The sequence below is a fragment of the Actinoplanes sp. NPDC051537 genome (assembly GCF_055586105.1).
Genome location: NZ_JBVJIU010000007.1, coordinates 18,917 through 41,835 on the forward strand (window position 1 = coordinate 18,917; position 22,919 = coordinate 41,835).

The 22,919-nt window shown below is 73.0% G+C and carries 18 protein-coding genes; 8 read left to right on the forward strand and 10 right to left on the reverse strand.

Going from position 1 to position 22,919, the window contains the following annotated elements:
* Positions 1-212: 212 nt before the first annotated feature.
* Genes ACZ6TB_RS17815 through ACZ6TB_RS17825 form a run of 3 tightly spaced genes read right to left on the reverse strand, consistent with a single transcriptional unit; the run spans position 213 to position 3,000 of the window.
* A complete protein-coding gene (locus ACZ6TB_RS17815) occupies positions 213-1,604 on the reverse strand; it encodes an NAD(P)(+) transhydrogenase (Re/Si-specific) subunit beta (RefSeq protein WP_465555594.1) in 1,392 nt (463 codons plus the stop codon).
* On the reverse strand, positions 1,601-1,921 hold the full coding sequence (locus ACZ6TB_RS17820; RefSeq protein ID WP_465555595.1) for an NAD(P) transhydrogenase subunit alpha part 2: 321 nt from the start codon (positions 1,919-1,921) through the stop codon (positions 1,601-1,603). The genes ACZ6TB_RS17815 and ACZ6TB_RS17820 overlap by 4 nt, the downstream gene beginning before the upstream one ends.
* Positions 1,918-3,000, reverse strand: a complete 1,083-nt coding sequence (locus ACZ6TB_RS17825; protein ID WP_465555596.1) for an NAD(P) transhydrogenase subunit alpha — start codon at positions 2,998-3,000, stop codon at positions 1,918-1,920. Before ACZ6TB_RS17825 ends, ACZ6TB_RS17820 begins: the two co-directional genes overlap by 4 nt.
* A 257-nt stretch (positions 3,001-3,257) precedes the next feature.
* On the opposite strand from ACZ6TB_RS17825, the gene ACZ6TB_RS17830 reads away from it, so the two are divergent.
* Both ACZ6TB_RS17830 and ACZ6TB_RS17835 read left to right on the forward strand, forming a co-directional pair.
* Complete coding sequence (locus ACZ6TB_RS17830) at positions 3,258-4,238, forward strand: zinc-dependent alcohol dehydrogenase family protein (RefSeq protein ID WP_465555597.1); 981 nt, start codon at positions 3,258-3,260, stop codon at positions 4,236-4,238.
* A gap of 20 nt (positions 4,239-4,258) precedes the next feature.
* Positions 4,259-5,008 carry an acetoacetate decarboxylase family protein gene (locus ACZ6TB_RS17835; protein ID WP_465555598.1) on the forward strand — a complete coding sequence of 250 codons (750 nt, stop codon included), beginning with the start codon at positions 4,259-4,261 and terminating at the stop codon, positions 5,006-5,008.
* Here ACZ6TB_RS17835 and ACZ6TB_RS17840 read toward each other — a convergent pair.
* The 4 genes from ACZ6TB_RS17840 to ACZ6TB_RS17855 all read right to left on the reverse strand — a co-directional run bounded on the left by ACZ6TB_RS17840 (position 4,972) and on the right by ACZ6TB_RS17855 (position 11,003).
* Positions 4,972-5,652 carry a M15 family metallopeptidase gene (locus ACZ6TB_RS17840; protein WP_465555599.1) on the reverse strand — a complete coding sequence of 227 codons (681 nt, stop codon included), beginning with the start codon at positions 5,650-5,652 and terminating at the stop codon, positions 4,972-4,974. The two genes, ACZ6TB_RS17835 and ACZ6TB_RS17840, sit on opposite strands and share 37 nt — an antisense overlap.
* The gene (locus ACZ6TB_RS17845; protein ID WP_465555600.1) at positions 5,633-5,794 is read right to left on the reverse strand and encodes a hypothetical protein; all 162 of its coding nucleotides are present in this window, start codon (positions 5,792-5,794) and stop codon (positions 5,633-5,635) included. The genes ACZ6TB_RS17840 and ACZ6TB_RS17845 overlap by 20 nt, the downstream gene beginning before the upstream one ends.
* A gap of 385 nt (positions 5,795-6,179) precedes the next feature.
* Positions 6,180-9,374 (reverse strand): hypothetical protein, encoded by a 3,195-nt coding sequence (locus tag ACZ6TB_RS17850; protein ID WP_465555601.1) that lies wholly within the window; start codon positions 9,372-9,374, stop codon positions 6,180-6,182.
* Positions 9,375-9,428: 54 nt separating this feature from the next.
* A complete protein-coding gene (locus ACZ6TB_RS17855; RefSeq protein ID WP_465555602.1) occupies positions 9,429-11,003 on the reverse strand; it encodes a methyl-accepting chemotaxis protein in 1,575 nt (524 codons plus the stop codon).
* 151 nt (positions 11,004-11,154) lie between these two features.
* Between ACZ6TB_RS17855 and ACZ6TB_RS17860 the strand changes: the two genes are divergently transcribed.
* Entirely contained in the window at positions 11,155-12,738 is a 1,584-nt protein-coding gene (locus ACZ6TB_RS17860) for a methyl-accepting chemotaxis protein (RefSeq protein WP_465555603.1), read from the forward strand.
* A 43-nt stretch (positions 12,739-12,781) separates the two neighbouring features.
* Here ACZ6TB_RS17860 and ACZ6TB_RS17865 read toward each other — a convergent pair whose 3' ends face one another.
* Entirely contained in the window at positions 12,782-14,302 is a 1,521-nt protein-coding gene (locus ACZ6TB_RS17865; protein WP_465555604.1) for a methyl-accepting chemotaxis protein, read from the reverse strand.
* Between the two features lie 111 nt (positions 14,303-14,413).
* Between ACZ6TB_RS17865 and ACZ6TB_RS17870 the strand changes: the two genes are divergently transcribed.
* From ACZ6TB_RS17870 to ACZ6TB_RS17880, 3 genes are read left to right on the forward strand one after another with little or no spacing between them, the layout of a single operon-like run.
* Positions 14,414-16,303, forward strand: coding sequence for a propionyl-CoA synthetase (locus ACZ6TB_RS17870; protein WP_465555605.1), 1,890 nt, complete (start codon positions 14,414-14,416; stop codon positions 16,301-16,303).
* Between the two features lie 17 nt (positions 16,304-16,320).
* The gene (locus ACZ6TB_RS17875; RefSeq protein WP_465555606.1) at positions 16,321-17,070 is read left to right on the forward strand and encodes a PASTA domain-containing protein; all 750 of its coding nucleotides are present in this window, start codon (positions 16,321-16,323) and stop codon (positions 17,068-17,070) included.
* 44 nt (positions 17,071-17,114) lie between these two features.
* Positions 17,115-17,888: a phosphotransferase gene (locus ACZ6TB_RS17880; protein WP_465555607.1), complete on the forward strand. Its 774-nt coding sequence runs from the start codon at positions 17,115-17,117 to the stop codon at positions 17,886-17,888.
* Here ACZ6TB_RS17880 and ACZ6TB_RS17885 read toward each other — a convergent pair.
* On the reverse strand, positions 17,882-18,418 hold the full coding sequence (locus ACZ6TB_RS17885) for an AAA family ATPase (RefSeq protein ID WP_465555608.1): 537 nt from the start codon (positions 18,416-18,418) through the stop codon (positions 17,882-17,884). The two genes, ACZ6TB_RS17880 and ACZ6TB_RS17885, sit on opposite strands and share 7 nt — an antisense overlap.
* Positions 18,419-18,476: 58 nt before the next feature.
* Here ACZ6TB_RS17885 and ACZ6TB_RS17890 point away from each other — a divergent pair, with 58 nt between their 5' ends.
* Both ACZ6TB_RS17890 and ACZ6TB_RS17895 read left to right on the forward strand, forming a co-directional pair.
* Positions 18,477-20,237 carry an ABC transporter ATP-binding protein gene (locus ACZ6TB_RS17890; RefSeq protein WP_465555609.1) on the forward strand — a complete coding sequence of 587 codons (1,761 nt, stop codon included), beginning with the start codon at positions 18,477-18,479 and terminating at the stop codon, positions 20,235-20,237.
* Positions 20,234-22,060: an ABC transporter ATP-binding protein gene (locus ACZ6TB_RS17895; protein ID WP_465555610.1), complete on the forward strand. Its 1,827-nt coding sequence runs from the start codon at positions 20,234-20,236 to the stop codon at positions 22,058-22,060. Before ACZ6TB_RS17890 ends, ACZ6TB_RS17895 begins: the two co-directional genes overlap by 4 nt.
* Here ACZ6TB_RS17895 and ACZ6TB_RS17900 read toward each other — a convergent pair.
* Positions 21,954-22,817, reverse strand: a complete 864-nt coding sequence (locus tag ACZ6TB_RS17900; protein WP_465555611.1) for a hypothetical protein — start codon at positions 22,815-22,817, stop codon at positions 21,954-21,956. The two genes, ACZ6TB_RS17895 and ACZ6TB_RS17900, sit on opposite strands and share 107 nt — an antisense overlap.
* Positions 22,818-22,919 lie beyond the last annotated feature (102 nt).

Consider the following 22,919-nt stretch of genomic DNA (forward strand, 5'->3'; position numbering starts at 1 on the left):
CCCACGTTCCGTGCCCCGTGAAGGTTCCCGCAACCGAGCGTTCCAAGTTGATCACCAAGTGTCAAGTGACTGAAATCGATGAGTGAACCTCATGCGGCGTGCGTGCGCGCTCCCGCCGGACGGTCATTCCGCGCAGGCGCTTCGCCCCGCCGGCGATGCCCGGACGGTCATTCCGCGTAGGCGCTTCGCCCCGGCCGGCGATGCCCGGACGGTCATTCCGCGTAGGCGTGCAGCCCCGTGAGCAAGGCCGCGAGACCGGTCTTGGCGTCGGCGAAGAGCATCGCGGTGCGCGGGTCGGTGTAGAGCTCGTTGTCGATGCCGGCGTAGCCGTGCCCGAGGGAGCGTTTGAGCACGATCACCGAGCGGGCCTTGTCGACGTCGAGGATCGGCATGCCGGAGACCGGGTTGCCGGGCCGTCGCGCCGCCGGGTTGGTCACGTCGTTCGCCCCGACCACGAGCACGACGTCGGTGCGGGCGAACTCCGGGTTGCTCTCCTCGAGGTCGCGCAGTTGCGGATAGGGCGCGTTGGCCTCGGCGAGCAGCACGTTCATGTGTCCCGGCATGCGCCCGGCCACCGGATGGATCGCGTAGGTCACCTCGACGCCCCGTTCGGTCAGCGCCTCGGCCAGCGCCACCGCCTCGTGCTGCGCCTGCGCGGCGGCCAGCCCGTAGCCGGGAACGATCACGACCTTTCCCGCGTAGGCGAGCTGGATCGCCGCGTCGTCCGGCTTGATCTCGCGTACCGGCGCTGCTGCCGCCCCTGCGGTGACCGCGACGGCGTCGCCGGTGCCGTAGCCACCCGCGATGATCGCGCCGATCGGCCGGTTCATGGCGTCGGCCATCAGCTTGGTGAGGATCGCGCCGGCCGCGCCGACAAGCCCGCCGGCGATGATCAGCGGGGTGCTCTCGAGGACGAACCCGGCCATCGCGACCGCCGTGCCGGTGCAGGCGTTGAGCAGCGAGATCACCACCGGCATGTCGGCGCCGCCGATCGGCAGCGTCAGCAGCACGCCCGCCGCCAGAGCCACCACCGCGACGCCGGCGAGCAGCGCGGGTTGCTGGTCGCCGGCCACGAACCAGACGCCCAGCGCGACCGCGACCGCCGCCAGCCCCGCCGAGATCGGCCGCCCGAACGGCACCACGATCGGCCGGCCCGGCACGCGTCCCGCCAGCTTGCCCGACGCGACCAGCGACCCGGTGAACGTGACCGCGCCGATCGCGACGTCGAGCACGCCGGTCACCGCGGCCTGCGCCGACGCCGCCCGGTCGCCGAGCGCGATCAGCGCCGCCGCCCCGCCGCCGACCGCGTTGAACAGGCTCACCAGCTGCGGCATCGCCGTCATCAGCACCCGCCGCGCCGCGATCAGCCCGGCCGCCGCCCCCGCGACCGCCCCGACCGTCAGCGCGATCACCGCCCCGGTCGTGGCCACCCCGTCGTGGGCGAGCACCACCGCCGTGGTCAGGATCGCGACCGCCATGCCCGCCGCCGAGATCCGGTTCCCCCGGCGGGCGCTGGCGGGCGCGTTCATCAGGTGCAGCCCGATCACGAAGCAGACCGCGGTGCCGAGATAGACCAGGTGGACGACGCTGTCGAAGGCGCTCACGATCGCGCCCCGTTCCTCTTCGCCTGCGCCGCGTCCGGTCTCGCCCGGAACATCGCCAGCATCCGGTCGGTGACCACGTAGCCGCCGGCCACGTTCATCGCGGCGCAGAACGCGGCCACCGCCAGCAGCACGTACCCGCCGGCGCTGGTCACCGTCGCGGCCAGCAGCATCACGCCGACGATCACCACGCCGTGGATCGCGTTGGCGCCGGACATCAGCGGCGTGTGCAGCGTCGCCGGCACCTTGCTGATCACCTCGAACCCGACCAGCAGCGCGAGCGTGAACACGGTCAGGTCGGCCAGCAGCATCGGGCTCATGGGTGATCCTCCCTGCCGTCGTGCGCGAGCACGGCCTTGGTGATCTCGTCGTCGAGGTCGAGGACGACCTCGCCGTGGGGCATCAGGTGGGTGAGCAGGGCAAGCAGATTGCGCGCGTACGCCGTGGACGCCGCCCCCGGCACGGTGGACGCGAGATTGCCGGCCCCGATGACCGCGACACCGCCGTCGGTGACCGTGCGAGTGTCCGGAATCGATCCCTCGACGTTGCCCCCGTCGGCCGCCGCCGCGAGGTCGAGAACGACCGAACCGGCCCGCATCCCCTTCAGGGCCTCGGCCGTGACCAGCACCGGCGCCCGCCGCCCCGGCACCTGCGCCGTCGTGATCACCACGTCGAACCGGGGCACCGCCGTCGTGAGCCCCCGCAGCTGCGTCTCCGCCTCGTCCTCGGTGAGGCCGCGCGCGTACCCGCCCTCGGCCTCCGCCCGCGGCGTGGCGAGGTCGAGCACCGCGGCCCCCGTCGAGGCGATGTCGCCGCGCGCCGCCTCGCGCACGTCGTAGCCCGTGACCTGCGCGCCCAGCCGCCGCGCCGTGGCGATCGCCTGCAGTCCCGCGACTCCCGCGCCCAGCACCAGAACCTGCGCCGGCCGGGTCGTCCCGGCCGCCGTCATGAGCAGCGGGAAGAAGCCCGGATAGGCCTCCGCCGCGAGCAGCGCCGCCTTGTACCCGGCGACGTTGGCCTGCGAGGTCAGCGCGTCCATGGCCTGGGCCCGGCTCAGCGTCCGGGGCAGCCGATCGAGGCTGATCGCGCTGACGCCCGGGTTGACGACCGGCGCCGCCCCCAGCAGCCCGATGAGCAGCTGACCGCGGCGGGTGACGGCGGCGTCCCCGGGCGGATGCAGGCACAGCAACACGTCGCTACCCGCGTAGACCAGCTCTCGCGTGACCACGGTGGCGCCGGCATCGGAGTACCCGATGTCGTCGAACCAGGCCCGCCGCCCCGCCCCCGCCTCGACGAGCACGTCGACGTCCTGCTTGCGCAGCCGCCCGACGACCTCCGGCGTGAGCGCCACGCGCCGCTCCCGCCCGGCCGTCTCGGCCAGCACACCGACCGTAGTCATGATCACCTCATTGTCGATCCGCCCGGTTCAACATCGATGCTGTCCCACACAAGCCCACGAAGCCACTCAGGGGCAACCGTGCCACTCCGTTCCGTCGTGTTCGACCTCCTTCGAGCCCACTCCTTTGTGGCGCTTTGCCACCATGGCCGCCCGGGCACGGCCCACCTTGGGGTCTCCCCCATGGGGAGAGTCAAGCCCGCACCCGGGGCGAAAGTCCGGACGCCGCGCGCAAGGATGGACCGAGGAGGTGGAGCCGAATGCTCGGATGGCAGGTGACCGACCGCGCCCTGCGGCGGCGGGAGATGGCGGTCCCGCGCCCCGGCCCGGGCGAGCTGCTCGTGGCGGTGGACGCGTGCGGGGTCTGCCGGACCGACCTGCACGTCGCATCCGGCGAGCTCCCGCCCCACCGGAAGGGCGTCGTCCCCGGTCACGAGGTCGTCGGCCACGTGACCGCGATCGGCGACGGCCTCTCCGGCTTCACGATCGGCGACCGGGTGGGCGTCGCCTGGCTCCGATCGACCTGCGGCGAGTGCCGCTTCTGCCGATCCGGCCGGGAGAACCTCTGCCCGCGGTCCCTGTACACGGGCTGGGACGCCGACGGCGGCTATGCGGAGTACACGACCGTCCGGGCCGACTTCGCCTACCGGCTCCCCGGCGGTTACCCGGACGCCGAGCTCGCGCCCCTGCTCTGCGCGGGGATCATCGGCTATCGCGCGCTCCGCCTGGCCGACGTCCCGGACGGCGGCCGGCTCGGCATCTACGGTTTCGGCGCGTCGGCGCACCTGACCGCGCAGGTGGCGATCGCCTCCGGGGCCCGCGTGCACGTCCTCACCCGCTCGGCCCGGGCGCGGAAGCTCGCCCTCGATCTGGGCGCGGCGTCGGCGGCGGCCGCCGGTGACGGCCCGCCGGAGAAGCTCGACTCGGCGATCATCTTCGCCCCGAGCGGTGACCTCGTTCCGGTTGCGCTGCGTGCGCTCGATCGGGGCGGAACCCTCGCCGTGGCCGGCATCTACCTCACCGACATCCCGTCGCTGAACTACGACCGCGAGCTGTTCCAGGAACGGACACTGCGGAGCGTCACCTCCAACACCAGGCAGGACGGGCGCGAGCTGCTCGATTTCGCCGCGCGGCATCGGCTGCGGGTGACCATCACGCCGTACGGGATGGATCGCGCCGCCGACGCGCTGGCCGATCTGGCCGGCGGGCGGGTCGAGGGCGCGGCTGTGCTGACCCCCTGATCCTCCGTTAAGGTCGGCGCATGGCGGAGCGCGTGGGGCCCGGCACCTGGTCGATCCAGGGGGAGACGGTCACGCTGCCGGTGACGATCACCGATGCGCGGCTCACGGCCGCGGTTTTCACGGCGCCGGCGGCCGATGCTCGCCGCCTCCTGGACGGTGTGCCGCTGTCACCGATCGTGTTGTTCGAGCGGGCGATCACGCTGCTCATGACGATCCACTACGGCGAATGGGCGCTCCGGAGCTACGACGAGGTCGGCGTCGGGCTGCTCGTGCGCGGGCCGGGCGGACGCCCCGGCCTGCACCTGGTCGACCTGCCGGTGACGGGCGCGTTCACCCGCGAGGCCGGGCAGGACTTCTGGGCGCTGCCGAAGTGGCTGATGGAGGCCGACCTGACGTTCGGCGCGTCGGCGACCGGGGTGACGGTGCGTGAGGGCGGCGCCTTCGCGATGCAGGCCTCGATCCGGAACGGCCGGGTGCGTCTGCCGTTCCGGACGAGGCTGTCGCTGCCGTCGTGGTCCTTCCTGGATCACGGCGCGCAGGCGGGGCGCCTGCTGCGCGGCCGGCTTCCGATGCATCTGTCGGGCATGCGGGTGGGTCGCGGCGGTTATGCCGTACGGCTGGGAAAGCACCCGATGGCCGACCGGATGCGCGCCCTCGGCATGTTGGGCCGGCCGTGGCTGACCGTGACCGGGGCGCGCATGACCGGACCGCTCGGTGAGTTCCGTGACGTCACTCAAGGCAACCGGAGCACCATGCCCGGCCGGATGTGATCCGGGTCGGGCCCGATCACGCCGCGGTTCAGCTGGTAGAGCGGCTTCCACCCGCCGTTCAGGTGCAGCCGGCCGGCGATGGCGGAGAGGCTGTCGCCGCTCTTGACCGTGTACTTGCCCTGGTTGTGCGCCGGCGGTGGCGGGACCGGCTTGCGCCCCAGAATCTCCCGGCGCGCCTTGGCCAGCATGTCGTCGGCGTCCGCGGGCGCGCCCATGAACTCGAAATGCATCGGGTCCTTGTGCTTGCCCTTGTAATTGCCACCCCAGGCGAATCCGTACCGATTCCACAGCGGAACCACCCACGACGGAAGATCGGTGTGCAGGACGCCGTGCCAGTTCTCCGGATTGCGTTCCCAATTCAGGTCGACGGCCAATCCCCACGAATGATTGCTCGGCTTGTTCGACTTGCGGACCGCCCGGTTCGCGTACCCGCCGCAGGTGTGCGGGTGAAGCCGGTACCCCCGGCGCTCCGTCTCGTCCAGCAGGATGTCGATCAGCGGCGCCACCCGCCGATGCACGTTGATGCCGGTGCCGGACCGATCGGCCTTGACCCGGGCCATGTCCCGGGACCGGTTCGTCGGCCAGCCGTCGCCCCAGCCCTTGCCCTTGGCGCTGATCGAGTAGTTACGAATCGAGAACCGCATCGGACACCTCCTCGGGCTCCGGCTGGTCCGACTCTTCGACCGCGTCATACTCGTCCGGGTCGTCGACCTCCGGCGGAACGGGCAGAGAATCATCCATCTCCGCCAATCGCCGCTCGTCGCCGGCTTCGATTGTGTCACTCATGGTCGCTCTCCTTTCTGAATGCCAGAATGGAAAGCGGAATTGCGCAGGTCAACGCACACGTCACATCCGAGACGAAATGTATCTGGGTGGTGCCGCCCGCCCCGGCGAATGCTCGTCCGGGCCGCCGAGACCGGGGAAAGCCCCAGCTCAGGCCGTGCCGCGACGCCAAGCGATGCGCTGGATCAGGCAGTGCCGCAACGCCAAGCGATGCGATCGCTCAGGGAGTGCCGCGACGCCAAGCGATGCGATCGCTCACGGAGTGCCGTGACGTCAGGCGATGCGCAGGCTGAGGCAATGCCGTGACGTCAGGCGATGCTCCGGCTCAGGGAGTGCCGCGACGCCGAGGAGGCGCCACCCGGGCCCGGGTGGCGACACCGGTCGAGGTTCAGCCGATGGCTCGAGCGAGACGGAGGGCTTCGGCCTGGAGTCGAGGGTCATCGGCACGCCCGGCGACCGCGGCGAGCCCGGCAAAGTCGGCGCGCGCCCCCGTGGCGACGGCCGCTTCGGTCGTGACGGAAAGCAGCGCCGCAAGCCCGTCTCCGCCCGGATCGAGGCGAAGCAGATCCGGAACCACCGTGTAGGCGACCGCCCACACGACATGCCAGGCCCCCGCCCGCCCGATGCCGCCGAGCGCATCGGCCGCATGCCCCGAGTCGGCGATGCCCGCCACCAGCAGCAGGCGAATCTCGCGCCCGAGCAGCCCCGCGTCGAGCCCGCCGTTCCGCACGAGGTGCATGACGGCATCGACGGCGGCCCGCCGTTCACGTTCGCGGCAGGCCATCAGCCCGTAGGCCAGCGAGGCGGCCATCGCCACCCCGAACGGCCCCGACGACCGCGCCAGCCGAGGCAGCACGTCCGCCGCGTTCCCGCCGTCCCCCTCGGCGCAGCACCCCGCAAGATATGGCAGACAGTGCGCCGCAACAATCTCCCGATGACTGGGCAGCACCATCGGCCAGCACCGCATGTCCGGCACCACATCGCCCGGCCCGGCCCGAGAACAGCCATCGCCAACGACCGCGGTCCCACCCGAGCCCACGGCAGAGCCCACGCCTGCGTCTGAGCCCAAGCCCTCGCCGTCAACGCCCGCGCCACCAGCGCCCGCGCCACTAGCGCGCTTGGCGGCAGTGCTCGAGCCGGCACTCCCCGCGCTGGTGGTGCCCGCGACAGCGATGCTCGCACCGGCTGCGCCCGCGGAAGCGCCCGCGGCGGAGGCGCCCGTGGCGGTAGTGCCCGTGGCGGTAGTGCCCGTGGCGGTAGTGCCCGTGGCGGCAGTGCCCGCGCCGGCAGCGCCCGTGGCGGCGGTGCCCGTGGCGGCAGTGCCCGGTGCGGCGGTGCCCGTGCCGGCGGTGCCCGTGCCGGCGGTGCCCGTGGCGGCAGCGCCCGCGGCGGCAGTGCCCGCGGCGGCGGCGCCCGGGTCGGCAGTGGCCGCTCCGGCCACGCCCGAAGCGGCGGCCAAGGCCAGCGGATCACCGGGCGGCGTGGCCAGCAAGCCCGCCAACGGCTCGGCCATGCCGCTCTGGGCCTTTGCCGGCGCCACGGCTCGGGCTCGGGCGGTCTCCGGGTTCAGGCCCTGGAGGTCGGTCCAGTCGAAGGCCGCCCGGCGGTGGCGGTGGGCGCCGGGGACCGTGCCTACCGTGGTGACCGGGTCGGGCAGGCCGCCGGCGCGCAGCCACTCGGCGTAGCGGCGACCGGCCGGCGAGACCAGGCGGCCGGCGGCCTCCGTCACGGCGGCGTCGACGTTCCTCGGCAGTCGCAGCAACGCCTGCGTCAGGTCGTGCGGGCCGGGCTGCCAGCCGTCGCGCTCGGCCTCCAGCAAGCGGAACAGCACCCGCGCGGGGCTCACGTGGCCGTCCACGGTGGCGGGGGTCGCCAGCAGGGCCGGCGGGCCGCCGGGTGCCGACAGCACGTCGGCCACCTCGCCGATCCGGGCCAGCAGCATCGCCTGCGGTGAGGACGGCCGGGCCGGGCCTTGGCGGTATTCGGTTGTGGGTGTCTCCCGGGAATCACCATAGCCAGGCCGCGCGGAAAGCGCGTCGGACCCAGGTCTGATTTCCGGGATCAAGGCCTCGATCAAGACATCGAGCGGGGAGCGGTCGGCGTCCACAAGGGACGACAGGGTGGCGGTGAGCTCGGCGCGGTCGGATCGGGCGAAGGAGACGAGGGCGGCCAGGAGGCGTTCGAGGGCTACCGGTTCCCAGGGGTCGGCGCGGAGGGTGGCCATCTCGGTGGCGAGCTCGGCGACCGAGGCGATCGGCGAGGGCATGGCGTCGGGCGGCCGAGGCGAGGACGCTCGCGGGAAGTGGCCCCGGCGAGAAACGGGGGCGGCGGCAGCCTGAGGGGCAGGGGCGGCAGCCTGAGGGGAAGGGGCAGGGGCGGCAGCCTGAGGGGCAGGGGCGGCAGCCTGAGGGGGAGGGGCGGCGGCCTCAGGGAGACGGACGGCGGGGGTCTGAGGACCGGGCGACGGGACCGGCGCGGAAATCAGGAACGGCCGCCCCTCAGGGTGCCGAGCCAGAGCCTCCCGCGCCAGGCCGGCGATCTCGGGCGAGGAGCTCCGGAGACCCTCGGCCACCGCCTCCAGCAACGGAACGGCGCGCTCCGGACGCCGGGCCAACGACCTGGTCAACCAGGCCAGATGGGTGCGGATCAGCTTCTTCTCGGTGCGGGCCATCGCCGCCCGGGTGGCCGCCACCTGCACGGCCATCTCCAGGCGACCGGCCTCCTCCAGGGTCTCGAGCGCCCGCTGGGCGACGGCGGCCACCGAGGAGCTCGGGGCGGCCAGCAGGCGTACGGGATCGGCCTGGTTGTGGGAAAGCTCGTCCGGCGTGGGCGCGAGCAGGCGGAAACACGCGATCGCGATCCGCGGGGAACCCGGGCGCGACGGGTCGGCCATCCGCCGCAGGGCCAGGCCGATCAGGGTGTCGCGGGCGAGGCGGCCATCCTCGGCCAGGGCGGCCAGCGCGGGCGGCCAGCGGTCGTCGACGACCACCCCGCCGGGTGGGGAGATGATCCGCGGGAGCATGCGGTCCAGCCACTCGTCGGCGGCCAGGAGCTCATGCAGAACACCAGGACTCTTCCCGTACGCCCGGAGCCACTGCCGGGCGAACGCATCGGTCCCGGGCGGCGGCACGCCCGCCGCGCGCAGGATCGCCTCGGTCATCGGCCACGCCGCCCGCGTGCGCAACTGCTTCGCCACGCCGGTCGCCACCGTGGTGAGCGAGGGGCGGCCGGGGGCCGACAGCACGCGGATCACGTGGTCGGCCGTCTCGGCGGCCGGCTCGTGGTGGAAGCGGCTCGACCGCAGCCACGCGATGACCCCGTCGGCGCTGGGCAGGCAGGCCGCGCCGGCCACCAGCAGGACGCCCTCGCGTTCCGCCGTCGGGCCGCCGGGCCGGGGCAGCAGCGCGGCCAGCGCGCGGCGCCCGGGCTCGGTGAGCATCAGCATCGCGTCGGCCATGTCCTCGGCCGTGCCGTGGTCGAGCAGCGCGCGGAACTCGTCCGCGCCGAGGCGGCGCTCCGGCGGTGCGCCCGCCGCGCGACCGGGCGCCGGCCGGCCACCGGGCCGGGAGGCGACGGTCTCCATGATCGCGACCGTACCGGGCGAGATGCGTATTTTGCGCCGGAACGGCGAACCCGCTCAGTACCGGAACCCGGAAACCAGCTCGCTCAGCTCGGTCGACAACCGGGCCAGGTCCACCGTCGCCTGCTCGGAGTCGGCGGCGCTGCGGCTGGTGGACCGGGCCGACTCGGCCACGCCGGTGATGTTCTGGGCGATGTCGTTGGTGCCGGTGGCGGCCTCGTTCACGCTGCGGCTCATCTCCGACGTCGTGGCCGTCTGCTCCTCCACCGCGGAGGCGATCGTCGTCTGGAAGTCGCTGATCCGGGCGATCACCCGGGTGATCTCCTCGATCGCGACGACCGCGCCCTCGGTGTCGGCCTGGATCGTGGTGACGCGGCGGGAGATGTCCTCGGTGGCCTTCGCGGTCTCCTGGGCGAGGTCCTTGACCTCCGACGCCACCACCGCGAAGCCCTTGCCGGCCTCGCCGGCCCGGGCCGCCTCGATCGTGGCGTTCAGGGCCAGCAGGTTGGTCTGCTCGGCGATGGACGTGATCGTCATGATCACGTTGCCGATCTCGGCCGACGACTCGCCCAGCTTGCTCATCGTCGACGACGTCTGCGCGGCCAGGCCGACGGCCTCGCCCGCGACCTGGGCGGCCTCCGAGGCGTTCTGGGAGATCTCGCGGATCGAGGCGCCCATCTCCTCGCTGCCGGCCGACACCGAGTCGACGCTGCGGGAGATCTGCTCGGCCGCCGCCGAGACGGTCTGGGCCTGCGCGGCCGTCGACTCGGCCGAGGAGGCGATCTGGGCGACCGTGCCGGCCATCTGCTGGGTGGCGTCGTTGAGCCGGCCGGCCGAGCCGTCGATGGTGGCCACCGTGGTGCGCAGGCGTTCCATCGCCCGGTCCAGGGATCGGCCCATCTGACCGGGCTCGTCCGCCGACGTCAGCCCGGAGGTGCGCGTGAGATCGCCCTCGGCGAGCCCGTCGCAGACCGTCTTGACCTTCGTGAGCGAGGCGACGATCGTGCGGGCGATGTAGACGCCCAGCGCCAGCGCGATCAGGGCGCCGACGACGACCATGACGATGGCCCGGATCCGGCTGTTGCGGGCGGCCGTGCGGGCCTTGGTGGCGAAGGTGGTGGCGTCCTTCACCTCGGCGATCCGCAGCTTGTCGACGTCGTCGCCGGCCGCCGTCATCATGTCGGTGACCTGCGCGTCGCGTACGGACTGATAGCCCTTCATGTCGTTGTTGCGGCCCAGGGCCAGCAGCTTGTCGTCGGCCACCTGGACCAGCGCGTTCCACTTGGTCTCGAGGTCGTCGACCACCGCCGGGTCGCCGGCCGGGCCCGCCGCCCGGTAGCTGGCCATGGCCGCGGTGAACTCGGCCTGGTCGTCCTGGAAGGACTTCGTGTACGTGTCGACCGTGGCGTCGTCCTGGGAGATGGCCTCGTTCGCGAGGTCGAGCTGGCCCTGGGCCAGCGCGGCGTCGACCCGGCCGATCGCCAGCACGCTGGGCACGTTGTTGGCGAACAGGTTCTGCGCCGAGTCGCTCGCCGAGTTGAGCGAGACGATCCCGGCGATGCCGACGATGACGGCGACCGCGACGGCCACGCACACGGCGGCCGTGATCTTGACGTTCACTCCGAGGGCCACGCCAACAAATTACGGCGCTTTTCCGAGTCCAACTCGCAAACCGGGCATTCGGCTAATGTCCGACCTTCGTGACGACTATCGGGAAGTTCCTCATCCCATGGTCCGACCGTGCCGATCGGTCCATTGCGAGATGCGACAGAGAGGCGCGGGGATGGGACTGGCGAAAGCGTTCGACAACCGGTCGCTACGGACCAAGATAGGCGCGGCCGTCCTGACCGCCACGGTCAGTGGCCTGATCGTGGGCGGCGTCGCGATCGTGACGTTGCGTGGGCAGAACTCCGACGCGGCGGCGGCGCAGCGCAAGACGATCGCGGTGGAGTCCGCGGCGGCCGCGTTCGCCAAGAACGTCGAGTCGTACGGCGGCAGCGTATCGGCCCTGCAGCTGTACCCGAGCCTGGCCGACACGATCAAGCAGGGCCTCGAGGTGACCAAGGCGGCGATCGACTCCTCGCTGACCAGCCTCGAGAAGGACCTGGCCGCCGACCCGGCCGGCGCCGCCGCGGTCGCGAAGGCGAAGACGGACTGGCAGGCGTACCTGGACTTCAACAACACCGACCACTCCAAGCTGACGACCAAGGCCGACTTCGACAAGCTCGTCCAGCAGTACAACGAGATCTACGGCGCCGTCGTCGCCGACGAGACCGTGCTCCAGGACCGGGCACAGGCGCTGTCGAACGCGAGCGTCACCGCCGCGCAGCACGCCACCCGCAACGCGACCTGGGTCGTGACCGGGCTGCTGGCGCTCGGCGTCCTGCTCAGCCTGAGCATCGGCTTCCGGGTGGCCGGCCGCGTGCGCGGCGCCGTCCAGAGCGTCTCGCACCTGGCCGACGGCCTGGCCGACGGCGACCTGACCCGCACGTCGGGAATCGAGACCCAGGACGAGCTCGGCCGGATGGCGGCGTCGCTGGACAAGGGCATCACCCGCCTGCGCGAGGACCTGGTGCAGCTGGCCGGCAACGCCAGCACGCTGAACTCGGCCGCCAGCCAGCTCACCGCGGTCTCCGGCGAGGTCGACGCGGCCGCGTCCGAGGCCTCGGCCCAGGCCGGCTCGGTCGCCGCGGCCGCCGACGTGGTCTCGAACAACCTCCAGGTGGTCAGCGCCGGCTCGGAGGAGATGGGCTCGGCGATCCGCGACATCAGCGTCTCGACCACCGAGGCGTCCGAGGTCGCGGTGCAGGCGGTCGAGGTGGCGTCGCAGACCAACGCGATCGTGGCCCGGCTCGGCGAGTCGTCGAGCGAGATCGCGTCGGTGGTCAAGACGATCACCGCGATCGCCGAGCAGACCAACCTGCTGGCCCTGAACGCCACCATCGAGGCGGCCCGGGCCGGCGAGTCGGGCAAGGGCTTCGCGGTCGTCGCGGGCGAGGTCAAGGACCTGGCCCAGGAGACCGCGAAGGCGACCGAGGACATCTCCCGGCGGGTCACGGCGATCCAGGCCGACACCGACGGCGCGGTCAGCGCGATCGGCGAGATCTCGGCGATCATCGAGCGGATCAACGGCATCCAGCTGGCCATCGCGTCCGCGGTGGAGGAGCAGACGGCGACCACGCAGGAGATGAACCGGACGCTGTCGGAGGCCGCGGCCGGCGCCGGCAACATCGCCCAGACGATCGGGACCGTCTCGGACGCGACCCGGCGCACGTCGGGCGCGGTCGGCGAGACCCGCCAGGCGGCGGACGAGCTCGCGGTGACCTCGAGCCAGCTCCAGACACTGGTCTCGCGCTTCCGGTACTGAGGTTTTGAAGGGGGGTCGCCGCGAAAGCGGCGACCCCCCTTTTTCAGCGCTCGAAAGCGTGGGCCATCGTGGCCTGCTCCTCCAGCACTTCGGAGATCCTGGCCTGTACGGCGTCCATCTGCCCGATCGTGTCGCTGGTGGTCCGGATCCCGGAGGCGACGGACTCCGCGCTCGCCTGGAGCGCGGCGATCTGCTCGCTCACCCGCTTGGTCGCCTCGGCGGTCTCCCGGGCCAGCTCCTTGACCTCCCCGGCGACCACGGCGAAGCCCTTGCCGATCTCGCCCGCCCGGGCCGCCTCGATGGTCGCGTTGAGAGCCAGCAGGTTGGTCTGGTCCGCGATCGAGGTGATCACCTTGATCACGTCGCCGATCGAGTTCGACGCCTCGCCGAGCGCGGTCACGTCGCCGGTCATGTCCGACGCCCGGCCGACCGCCTCGTCGGCGACCCGGGTGGCGTCGTTGGTGGCCGTCCGCAGCCGGTCCACGGTGTCGAGCAGGAGCCGCGCGTTCTGCGCCGACAGCTCGGCGTTGCGGACGATGTCCAGTCGCTGCGAGACGAGCTGCTGCACGTTCCGCAGCGACGACGCCCGCGACTCGCTGAGCTCGATGAAATCGGTCGTGAAGAAGTCCATGGTGCCGACGATCCGGTCGCCGGTGATGATCGGGAAACAGACGCCCGAGCGCACCCCGGCGCGGGTGGCGGCCGGCGCCCGTACGCAATCGGTCAGCTCTCCGATGTTGCGCACGAAGACCAGGTCGCGCTGCCGCCAGGCGCGCCCGGAGAGCCCGACCCCCTCGGCGAACGTCGCGGCCAGGGTGACCTTGCGGAACTCGTCGCCCGCCGACCCCGACTCGACCTGGAACTTGAGGACGTTCTCCTCGTCGTCGACCTGCCAGTAGGAGCCGTAGGCCCAGCCGAACGCGGTGCGGACCGCGTCGAGGGCCGAGCGGATGGCCACCGACGAGTCGTTGGTGTGCCCGAGGGCGCCGACCACGTTGGTGACGGCCAGCCGGTCGTCGGCGAGCTGCCGGGTGATGAACGCGCCGAGGGCGCCCTGCCGGGCCTGCTCGGCGACCCGCATGATCGCGCCCCACTTGGAGATCAGAGCGCTGTCCACGGCGACCTCGGTGCTGCCGTACATCTCCAGCACCGCGGTGACCCGGCCGTGCTCGACGACCGGCAAGGCGACCGCGGCCCGCGCCCCGGCCCGGAACGCCGCGGCCAGGCGGGAGTCGGCGTCGCGCTGGGAGTCGTCGGCGTAGACCGCCTCGCGGCTGCGGATCGCGTTGTTCACCAGGCCGGGCTGGCCACCGGTGCCACCGAGCGCCGACTGGATGCGGCCGACCTCGAACTCGAGGCGGGGGAGCCCGCCCTCGACGCACCAGACCGCGCCGTACTCCATGTCGTAGAACTCGACGTACGTCGACGCGAGGATGCGCCAGGTGCTCGCCTCGTCCGTGGCACTCTCGAGGTTGGCGACGAACTCCTCCAGCGCCTCGATGTCGCGGGGGTTGCGCGCCCGCGCCTCGGGCCGCACGGCGGCCCGATTACCGAACAGACCCATACGGTCAGCGTACGGAGATCAGGGGACATCGGTGCCCGGTTCGGCGCAAACGCCGCGCCGCTCGGCGCACCCGACTGGACGCGGCCCCGGAAAGGGTGCTGACTGGCAACCATGGGCGAATATCAGCGGCAGTACGAGCGGAGCCTCGCCGATCCCGAGGGCTTCTGGCGGGACGCGGCCACCCTGGTCGACTGGGTGACGCCGCCCGGCCGGGTCCTCGACGACGACAACCCGCCGTTCTACCGCTGGTTCCCCGGCGCCGAGCTGAACACCTGCTTCAACGCGCTCGACCGGCACGTGGAGGCCGGCCTCGGCGAGCAGCCGGCGCTGGTGTACGACAGCCCGGTCACCGGCGGCGGCCGGACGTACACCTACCGGGACCTGCGCGACGAGGTCGCGGTCTTCGCGGGCGCGCTGCGCCGGCTGGGCGTCGGCAAGGGCGACCGTGTGGTGATCTACATGGCCATGGTGCCGGAGACGGTCGTGGCGATGCTGGCCTGCGCCCGCCTCGGCGCGGTGCACTCGGTGGTGTTCGGCGGGTTCGGCGCGAAGGAGCTGGCGGCCCGGATCGACGACGCCCGCCCGGTGGTCGTGGTGGCCGCCTCCTGCGGGGTCGAGGCCGGCCGGGTCGTGCCCTACCTGCCGATGCTGGACGCCGCCCTCGCCGCCGCCGAGCACCAGCCGCGGCACTGCGTCGTGCTCCGGCGCCCGCAGCATCCCGGCGAGCTGCGGGCCGGGCGCGACCTGGCGTGGACCGAGGCGATCGAGGGCGCGTCACCGGCCGCGTGCGTGCCGGTGGCGGCGACCGACCCGCTCTACATCCTCTACACCTCCGGCACCACCGGTAAGCCGAAGGGCGTGGTCCGCGACAACGGCGGGCACGCGGTCGCCCTGCGCTGGTCGATGCGGGCGATCTTCGACACCGCGCCCGGCGAGGTCTTCTGGGCGGCCTCCGACGTCGGCTGGGTGGTGGGGCATTCCTACATCGTGTACGCGCCGCTGCTCACCGGCGCGACGACGGTCCTCTACGAGGGGAAGCCGGTCGGCACCCCGGACGCCGGCGCGTTCTGGCGGGTCGTCGACGATCACCGGGTCACCACCATGTTCACGGCCCCCACCGCCATCCGCGCGGTCAAGAAGGAGGACCCGGCCGGCCTGCTCATGCGCGGGCGGGACCTCAGCTCACTGCGCACGCTCTTCCTGGCGGGAGAAAGACTCGATCCGCAGACGTACGCCTGGGCGGGCGAGCTCCTGAACGTGCCGGTGATCGACAACTGGTGGCAGACCGAGACGGGCTGGCCGATCGTGTCGAGCCCGCGCGGCATCGAGACGCTGCCCACCAAGCCCGGCACGCCCTCGGTCCCGGTCCCCGGCTACCGCGTCCGGGTGGTCGCGCCCGACGGCTCCGACGTGCCCGGGGGTTCGGACGGCTCGATCGTCATCCAGCTGCCGCTGCCGCCCGGCTGCCTGCCGACGCTGTGGGGCGACGACGAGCGGTTCGTCCGCTCCTACCTGTCGGCGTTCCCCGGCGCCTATCTCACCGGCGACGGCGGCCGATTCGACGACGACGGCTACCTGTACGTGATGGGCCGCACCGACGACGTCATCAACGTGGCCGGCCACCGCCTGTCCACCGGCGCCATGGAGGAGGTCCTGGCCGGCCATCCGGCGGTCGCCGAGTGCGCGGTGATCGGGGTGGCCGACCCGCTCAAGGGCCAGCTGCCGCGCGGTTTCGTGGTCCTCAAGTCGGGCGTGGACGCCGACCCGATCGGCCTCGAGCAGGAGCTGGTCGCGATGGTCCGCGCCCAGATCGGCCCGGTCGCGTCGCTGCGCCGGGTCGACGTGGTGGCGGCCCTGCCCAAGACCCGGTCCGGCAAGATCCTGCGGCGCACCATGCGCGGCATCGCCGACGGCCGGGACGAGCAGCCACCGTCCACCATCGACGATCCGGCCGTGCTGGAGTCCCTGCGGCCGATCCTGCTGGACCAGCGCGGCGCATAGCCTCTACCCTGCGGCGCATGGGCATCCGAGACTGGTTCTCCCCGTCGCGCCGCATACCCCGCAAGGCCGGTGACAAGATCCAGCGCGGCGTCCTGGCCATCGCCGTCGTCATGCTGCTCGGCATGATCGCCGTGTCGATCTTCCTGACCGTCACCACGAACGACGGCGGCGCGGGCGTGACGGCGTTCGTGCTGTTCGTGGCGGCCGCCGCGGTCGGCACGGTGCTGGGCTTCCTCTTCGGCCTCCCGCGCGCCCGGGTCGCCGACTCGACGGCCACCGAGGGGTCGAGCGCGTCGACGTTCTACCTGACCAACTCCAACCTCATCAAGGTCTCCGACTGGCTGACCACCATCGTCATCGGCCTCGGCCTGGTCAACCTGGGCAAGGTCGTGCCCGGCCTGCGGTCGCTGGGCCACGCCCTGCACGCGCCGCTGGGCGGCGCCGCCTATTCCGGCGCGGTCGGCATCTCGGTGCTCATCGTCGGCGTCCTGGCCGGCTTCATCCTGGACTACCTGTGGACCAGCATCCGGGTGCGGGAGCTGCTGGAGGAGGCCGAGCGCCAGAACCAGCAGACGGTCCCCGAGCTGCGCAACCAGACGCTGGGCGAGGCCCGCGAGACGGCGAGCCGCAACAACGTGACCCTGCTGGTTCCCGAGGACGCCCCGGACTCGTCCCTGGTGACACGCCAGGCGGTGGCCCCCGGCACGACCGTCCCGTCCGGCACGACGGTCGCGATCAGCACGGTCGACCCGCCCACCAACCCCTGAATATTCGGTCGCCGTCGCCCGGCCGCGGGCGGTAGAACCACACGATGACCGAAGAAAAGCTGGACGGCGGCCGCAGTTTCGGGGCCGTGCGCACCGGCGACGAGGTCCGGCGCCCCGCGCAGCCGTGGACGGCGACCGTCCACACGGTGCTGCGGCATCTGGCGGACGCGGGCTTCGCGGGGGCGCCGCGTCCGCTCGGCTTCGACGACCAGGGGCGCGAGCGGCTGACGTTCCTGCCCGGCGAGACGCTGGGCGAGCCGTCGCCGTGGCCCGCGTGGGTCCGCTCGGACGAGGCGCTGCGGCAGGTCGGGGCGTGGCTGCGGCGGCTGCACGAGGCGACCGCCTCCTACCGGCCGCCCGGCGACGCCGTCTGGTTCACCGGCCGGCCCTGGCAGCCGGGCCTGGTGATAAGTCATCTCGACGCGGCGCCGTGGAACGCGGTGTGGTCCGGCGGCGACCTGGTCGGCTTCGTCGACTGGGACACGGCGAGCCCGTCACGGCCCGAGGAGGACCTGGCGTTCTCGGCGCTGACCTGGGTGCCGCTGCTGACCGCTTCGATCGCCGTGCCGGCCGGTTTCCCGGACCCGGACGACCGCCACCGGCGTTTTCATCTGCTGCTCGACGCGTACGGCTACGCGGGCGACCGCACCGCGATCCGCGACGCCATCGCCGGTCGGGTCGAGCGCAACGTCGCGGTGATCCGCGAGCTGGCCGCGGGCGGCCAGCCCACCTTCGAGCGCATGCTGCCGTGGGCCGCCGACCTGGAACGTTCCGGGGCCGAGGTGGCCGCCCTGCCCGACGCGTTCTGGCGCTACTGAGGACCGGCCTCGACGATCGCGACCCGGTCCGGCAGCGGCGCGGGCGGCACCTTCACGAGGGTGAAACCCAGCTCGCGGTAGGTCTGCTCGTGCACGGCCTCGAACGCCAGCGAGTCCTCGAAGGTGATGCGCCGGGCGGCGGTCGGCTCGACGAAGCCCTGGTTCTCGATGAAGAACACGGTCTCCGCGTACGTCCGCGACGCCACCAGCCGCTCGACCTCCTCGAGCAGGAGGCGGGACGGCGGGCGGCCGAGGTGGCGGCTCAGCGCCAGCGTGCACACGGGGGAGCGGTCGAAGTAGACGGCCCCGGGCCGGAACCGGTCGGCGGCCAGCTGGCGGCGTCGCTGGAGGGCCACGATCCGGTCGGTGAAGGCCGGGTCCCGCCACGGCTCGGAAACGCCGAGCGCGTGCCGGAGGGCGATCACGGCGGTGGCGGCCTCCTCGACGACGGGGTGGCCGTTCAGCTCCAGCTGGCGCAGGACGGCCGTCTTCCCGGAGCCGGGGGTTCCGGTGAGGATGTGATGCGGCATGTCCACAGGATGAAGCCCGGGGCAGCGCGCCGCGTGCCGCCGGTGATACAACCGGCCCATGCCCTGGCAGACAGCGGAATGGCGGATGCTCTTCACGACGCTGCCGCGTGCCCACCGGGGGCTGGCGGCGGCCTGGTGGGCGCTGACCGTCGTGCGGGCGCTGCTGCCGGCCGGGCTCGTGGTGGCCACCGGCGTGCTGATCGGGGCCGTCGACCGGGCGGGCCCGCTCGGGTGGCCGCTGGTCGCGGTGGCGGCGATGTTCGTCCTCACCCAGGTGCTCAGCCCGATCCACGACGCGGTCAGCACCAACCTCGGCGCCCGGGTGGCCGGTGATCTGCACGAGCGGCTGCTGACCGCGGCCACGGCGGCGGACGGGATGGCGCATCTCGAGGAGCCCTCGCTGGCCGGCGACTTCAGCCTGGCGCGCGACTTCGATCTCGGCATCACCGGGCCGCCGATCTCGGTGTGCATGCCGTTCGTGGCCAACGGGCTGGTCGAGCTGTGCGGCGGCCTGGCGTCGGCGGCGATCCTGTTCTGGTACCGGTGGTGGGCGGCGCCGGTGCTGATCGTCTGCTGGCTGGCCACGCACCGGCTGCTGCGCGAGAGCACGATCTGGCGGGACTGGCGCAGCGACGAGGTGGTGGCGCTGCAACGGCGCGCCGAGTACGCGTACCGGATGGCGGTGGCCGCGCCGGCGGCCAAGGAGGTGCGGCTGTTCGGGCTGGCCGGGTGGGTGGTGGACCGGTTCGGGTCGGGGCGGCGCAGCCTGCTCGACCTGTCGCTGGAGGCGCTGCGGCTGCGGCAGCGGTCGCTGGTGTGGGCGCTGGTCGTGGTGGCAGCCGGCAACGGGCTCGTCTTCGGAGTCCTGGCCGCGGACGCGGTGGGCGGGCGGGTCGGCCTCGGGGCGCTGGTCGTCTTCGCCGGGGCGGGCATCGGGACCGCGGTCCTCGGGGTGGCCGACTTCGACTGGTGGTTCCACACCGCCGCCCGGCCCGGGCCGGTGGTCGATGCGCTGAGCGCCGCGATGCCGGCGTTCGGGCGGCTGGCGACCGGCCGGTCCGAGGTGGGCGAGAGGCCGCGCGAGGAGATCCGGCTGCGGGACGTCAGCTTCGCCTATCGCGGCGGGGAACCGGTCTTCGACGGGCTCGACCTGCGCATCCCGGCGGGGGCGTCGCTGGCGATCGTGGGGCGGAACGGCGCCGGCAAGACGACCCTGGCCAAGCTGCTCTGCCGGCTCTACGACCCGACCGGCGGGGCGATCCTGGTCGACGGCGTCGATCTGCGCGAGCTCGACCTGGGGGAGTGGCGGCGGCGGATCACGGCGGTCTTTCAGGACTTCATCCGGTACGAGTGGACCCTGCGCGACAACGTCGCACCGGCCGGCGCCACCGACGCCGACGTCGAGTGGGCCCTGGAGCAGGCCGGCGCGGCCGGGCTGTCGGAGTTGTCGACGGTGCTGTCGAAGTCCTACGCCGGCGGGACCGACCTGTCCGGCGGGCAGTGGCAACGGGTCGCCCTGGCGCGTGCGATGTGCTCCGTGCGTACCGGCGCCGGGATCGTCCTGCTCGATGAACCCACCGCCCAGCTGGACATTCGCGGCGAGGCCGAGATCTTCCGCCGGCTGCTGGAGGCCACCCGGGGGCGCACCACGATCCTGATCTCGCACCGATTCTCCACCGTGCGGCAGGCCGACCTCATCTGCGTGCTCGAGCACGGAAAAGTCATCGAGCTGGGCTCGCACGACGAGCTGATGGCGCGCAGCGGCCGCTACCACACGATGTACTCGCTGCAGGCCGCCCGGTTCGAGGACGCGTCGTGACCGCGCCCGGCAAGCGGAGAGATGAGCCCGGCAAGCGGGGACATGAGCCGGGCGAGCCGCGCACGCTGCCGACGCTGTGGCGCACGCTGCGCCGGGCGTACGACGCCGAGCCGCGCCTGGCCCTGCTCGCGCTGCTCGTCACCCTGATCGGCACCGCACCCGGCGCCCTGCTCGCGCTCTGGATGAAATACCTGGTCGACGGAGTCTCCCGGCACGACCGCGCGCTGGTCTGGCTCGGCGCGGCCGGCATCGCCGCCTCGTGCGTGGCGACCTGGCTGCTGCGGCTGGTCTCGGCCCGGGTGTCCCGCAAGTTCCGGATGCGGATCGCGGTCGCCCTGGAGACGCACGTCGCGCGCATGCAGGCCACCGTGGACACGATCGAGCACCACGAGCGCCCGGAGCACCTCGACCGGCTGGCCGTGCTGCGGGAGGCCACATTCCAGCTCGACCACCTCTACCAGTCGCTGTTCTCGACCCTCAGCGCGCTGGCCTGCCTGGGCCTGACCGTCGCGGTGCTGGCGACGGTGAGCCCGTGGATGGTGCTGCTCGTGCTGGCCGCGGCGCCGACGATCGTCGTGTCGGCGTGGCGGTCGGGGGCGGTGCGCCGCGCCGAGGAGCTGTCGGCGCCGTCCACCCGGCTCCAGCGGCATCTGTTCGCGCTCGGCACCTCGGCCGGCCCGGCCAAGGAACTGCGGGTCACCGGCAACGAGCGGCAGATCGTGACGGCCTGGCGCGAGGCCTGGGGCCGGTGGTACTCGATCATGTCCCGGGCGCAGTGGGCGTCGGGGTGGTGGCAGGCCGGCGCGTGGGGGCTGTTCGCGGCGGGGTACGCGGGGGCGCTGGCCTGGACGATGCTCGGGCTGCACGCGTCGGCGGCCTCGACGGTGCTGGTGGTGACGGCGGGGGCGCGGCTCGGGCAGTACGTGGCGATGACGGCGGGGGAGGCCGACTTCGTGCGGCTGTGGCTGGACGCGTCGCGGCGGCTGGCCTGGCTCGAGGACTACGCGGCGTCGCACCGGCGGGAGGCGTCGCTGCCGCCGCCGGCCCGGCTCCGGTCGGGGATCGCCTTCCGCGACGTGAGCTTCCGCTATCCCGGCACCGATCGGTGGGTGCTGCGGGACGTCTCGCTGCGCATCCCGGCCGACTCGGTGGTGGCCGTCGTCGGCGAGAACGGCGCCGGCAAGAGCACCCTGGTCAAGCTGCTGTGCGGCCTGTACGCGCCGACGAGCGGCGAGATCTCGATCGATGGCGCCGATCTGGCACACCTCGACCCCGAACGGTGGCGCGGCAGGCTCGCCGGATCGTTCCAGGACTTCGCCCAGTTCGAGTTCGCGGCCCGGCGCAGCATCGGGCTCGGCGACCTGCCGCACGCCGACGCGCCCGAGCACGTGGCCGGCGCGGTCGCCCGGGCGGGCGCGTCCGACGTGGTCGACCGGCTGCCCGACGGCTACGACACCCAGCTCGGCGCGGCCTGGCCGGGCGGCGCCGAGCTCTCCTTCGGCCAGTGGCAGCGGGTCGCGCTGGCCCGCGGCTTCATGCGCGAGGACCCGCTGCTGACCATCCTCGACGAGCCGACGGCGGCGCTGGACGCCGAGACCGAGCACGCGCTCTTCGAGCGATACGCCGAGCAGAGCCGCGCGGAACGGCGCGACGGGCGGGTCACCCTCCTGGTCTCGCACCGCTTCTCGACCGTACGCATGGCCGACCTGATCGTGGTCATCCAGGGCAACCGGATCGCGGAGTTCGGCACCCACGAGGATCTGATGGCCCTCGGCGGCACGTATGCCGACCTGTACACGATCCAGGCCGACGCCTACCGGTAGAGCGCCGCATCGAGCTCGGCGAACAGGGCGTCCGGCACCGGGGGGCGGCCACCTCCGGCCAGTACCGGCGGCCGCAGGCCCAGGCGGCGGCGATGGCCCGGCGCAGCGACTCCGGATCGGCGGTGGCCGTCGTCTCGTGCAGGGCCCGCACGACCTCCGGCGGCAGATCGTTCTCGGCGTTGCGCGACGGGGTCAGCCAATGCCGCGTCCGGCGCTCGGCCAGCCGCGCCATCCACAGCAGGTGCCGCCGCGCGTGGGCCAGGGCGTCGATCGCGCGCAGCAGCTCGCCCCGCGCGGCCACGTGATGGGCCAGCACCAGCCAGTTCGCGAAGCGGCCGCACAGCTCGCCGGCATCGTCGGGGAGGGCGGGCGCGGCGGGCAGCGCGTCGAGGGCGCGGCGCAGAGCCCCGGTGCGGTCGACGACGATCATCCGGTCGGCCGGGCCGCCGCGGGCCGGCCACTCGCGTACCGCGTCGATGTCGCCCGCGGTGGCGAAGTGGAACTCGCCGCGGATGAGGCCCGGGAAGAACGCGACGTGGGCGCCGAACTCGTTGACGACCACGTGCCGGGCCGGGCCGACGCCGTCGAGCCAGGCGCGGGCGTCCGGCGGGGCCGCGAAGAACAGCCAGAACTCGATGTCGCTGTGCGCGTCGGCCTCCCCGCTGACGAACGAGCCGTAGGTGAGCGCGGCGACGAGCCGGTCGTCGGCGCGGCAGCGTTTTGTGACGGCGGCGATCAGGCGTTCCTGGGCAAGCACGCGGCGAATATATGTCGTGAATCTCGCCGAAACCGCCGCGGCGCCGGCCTCGCCCTGCCGGCCGCCGCCTGTTGCTGCCGTGACGGACGAGCGTCCGGCTGG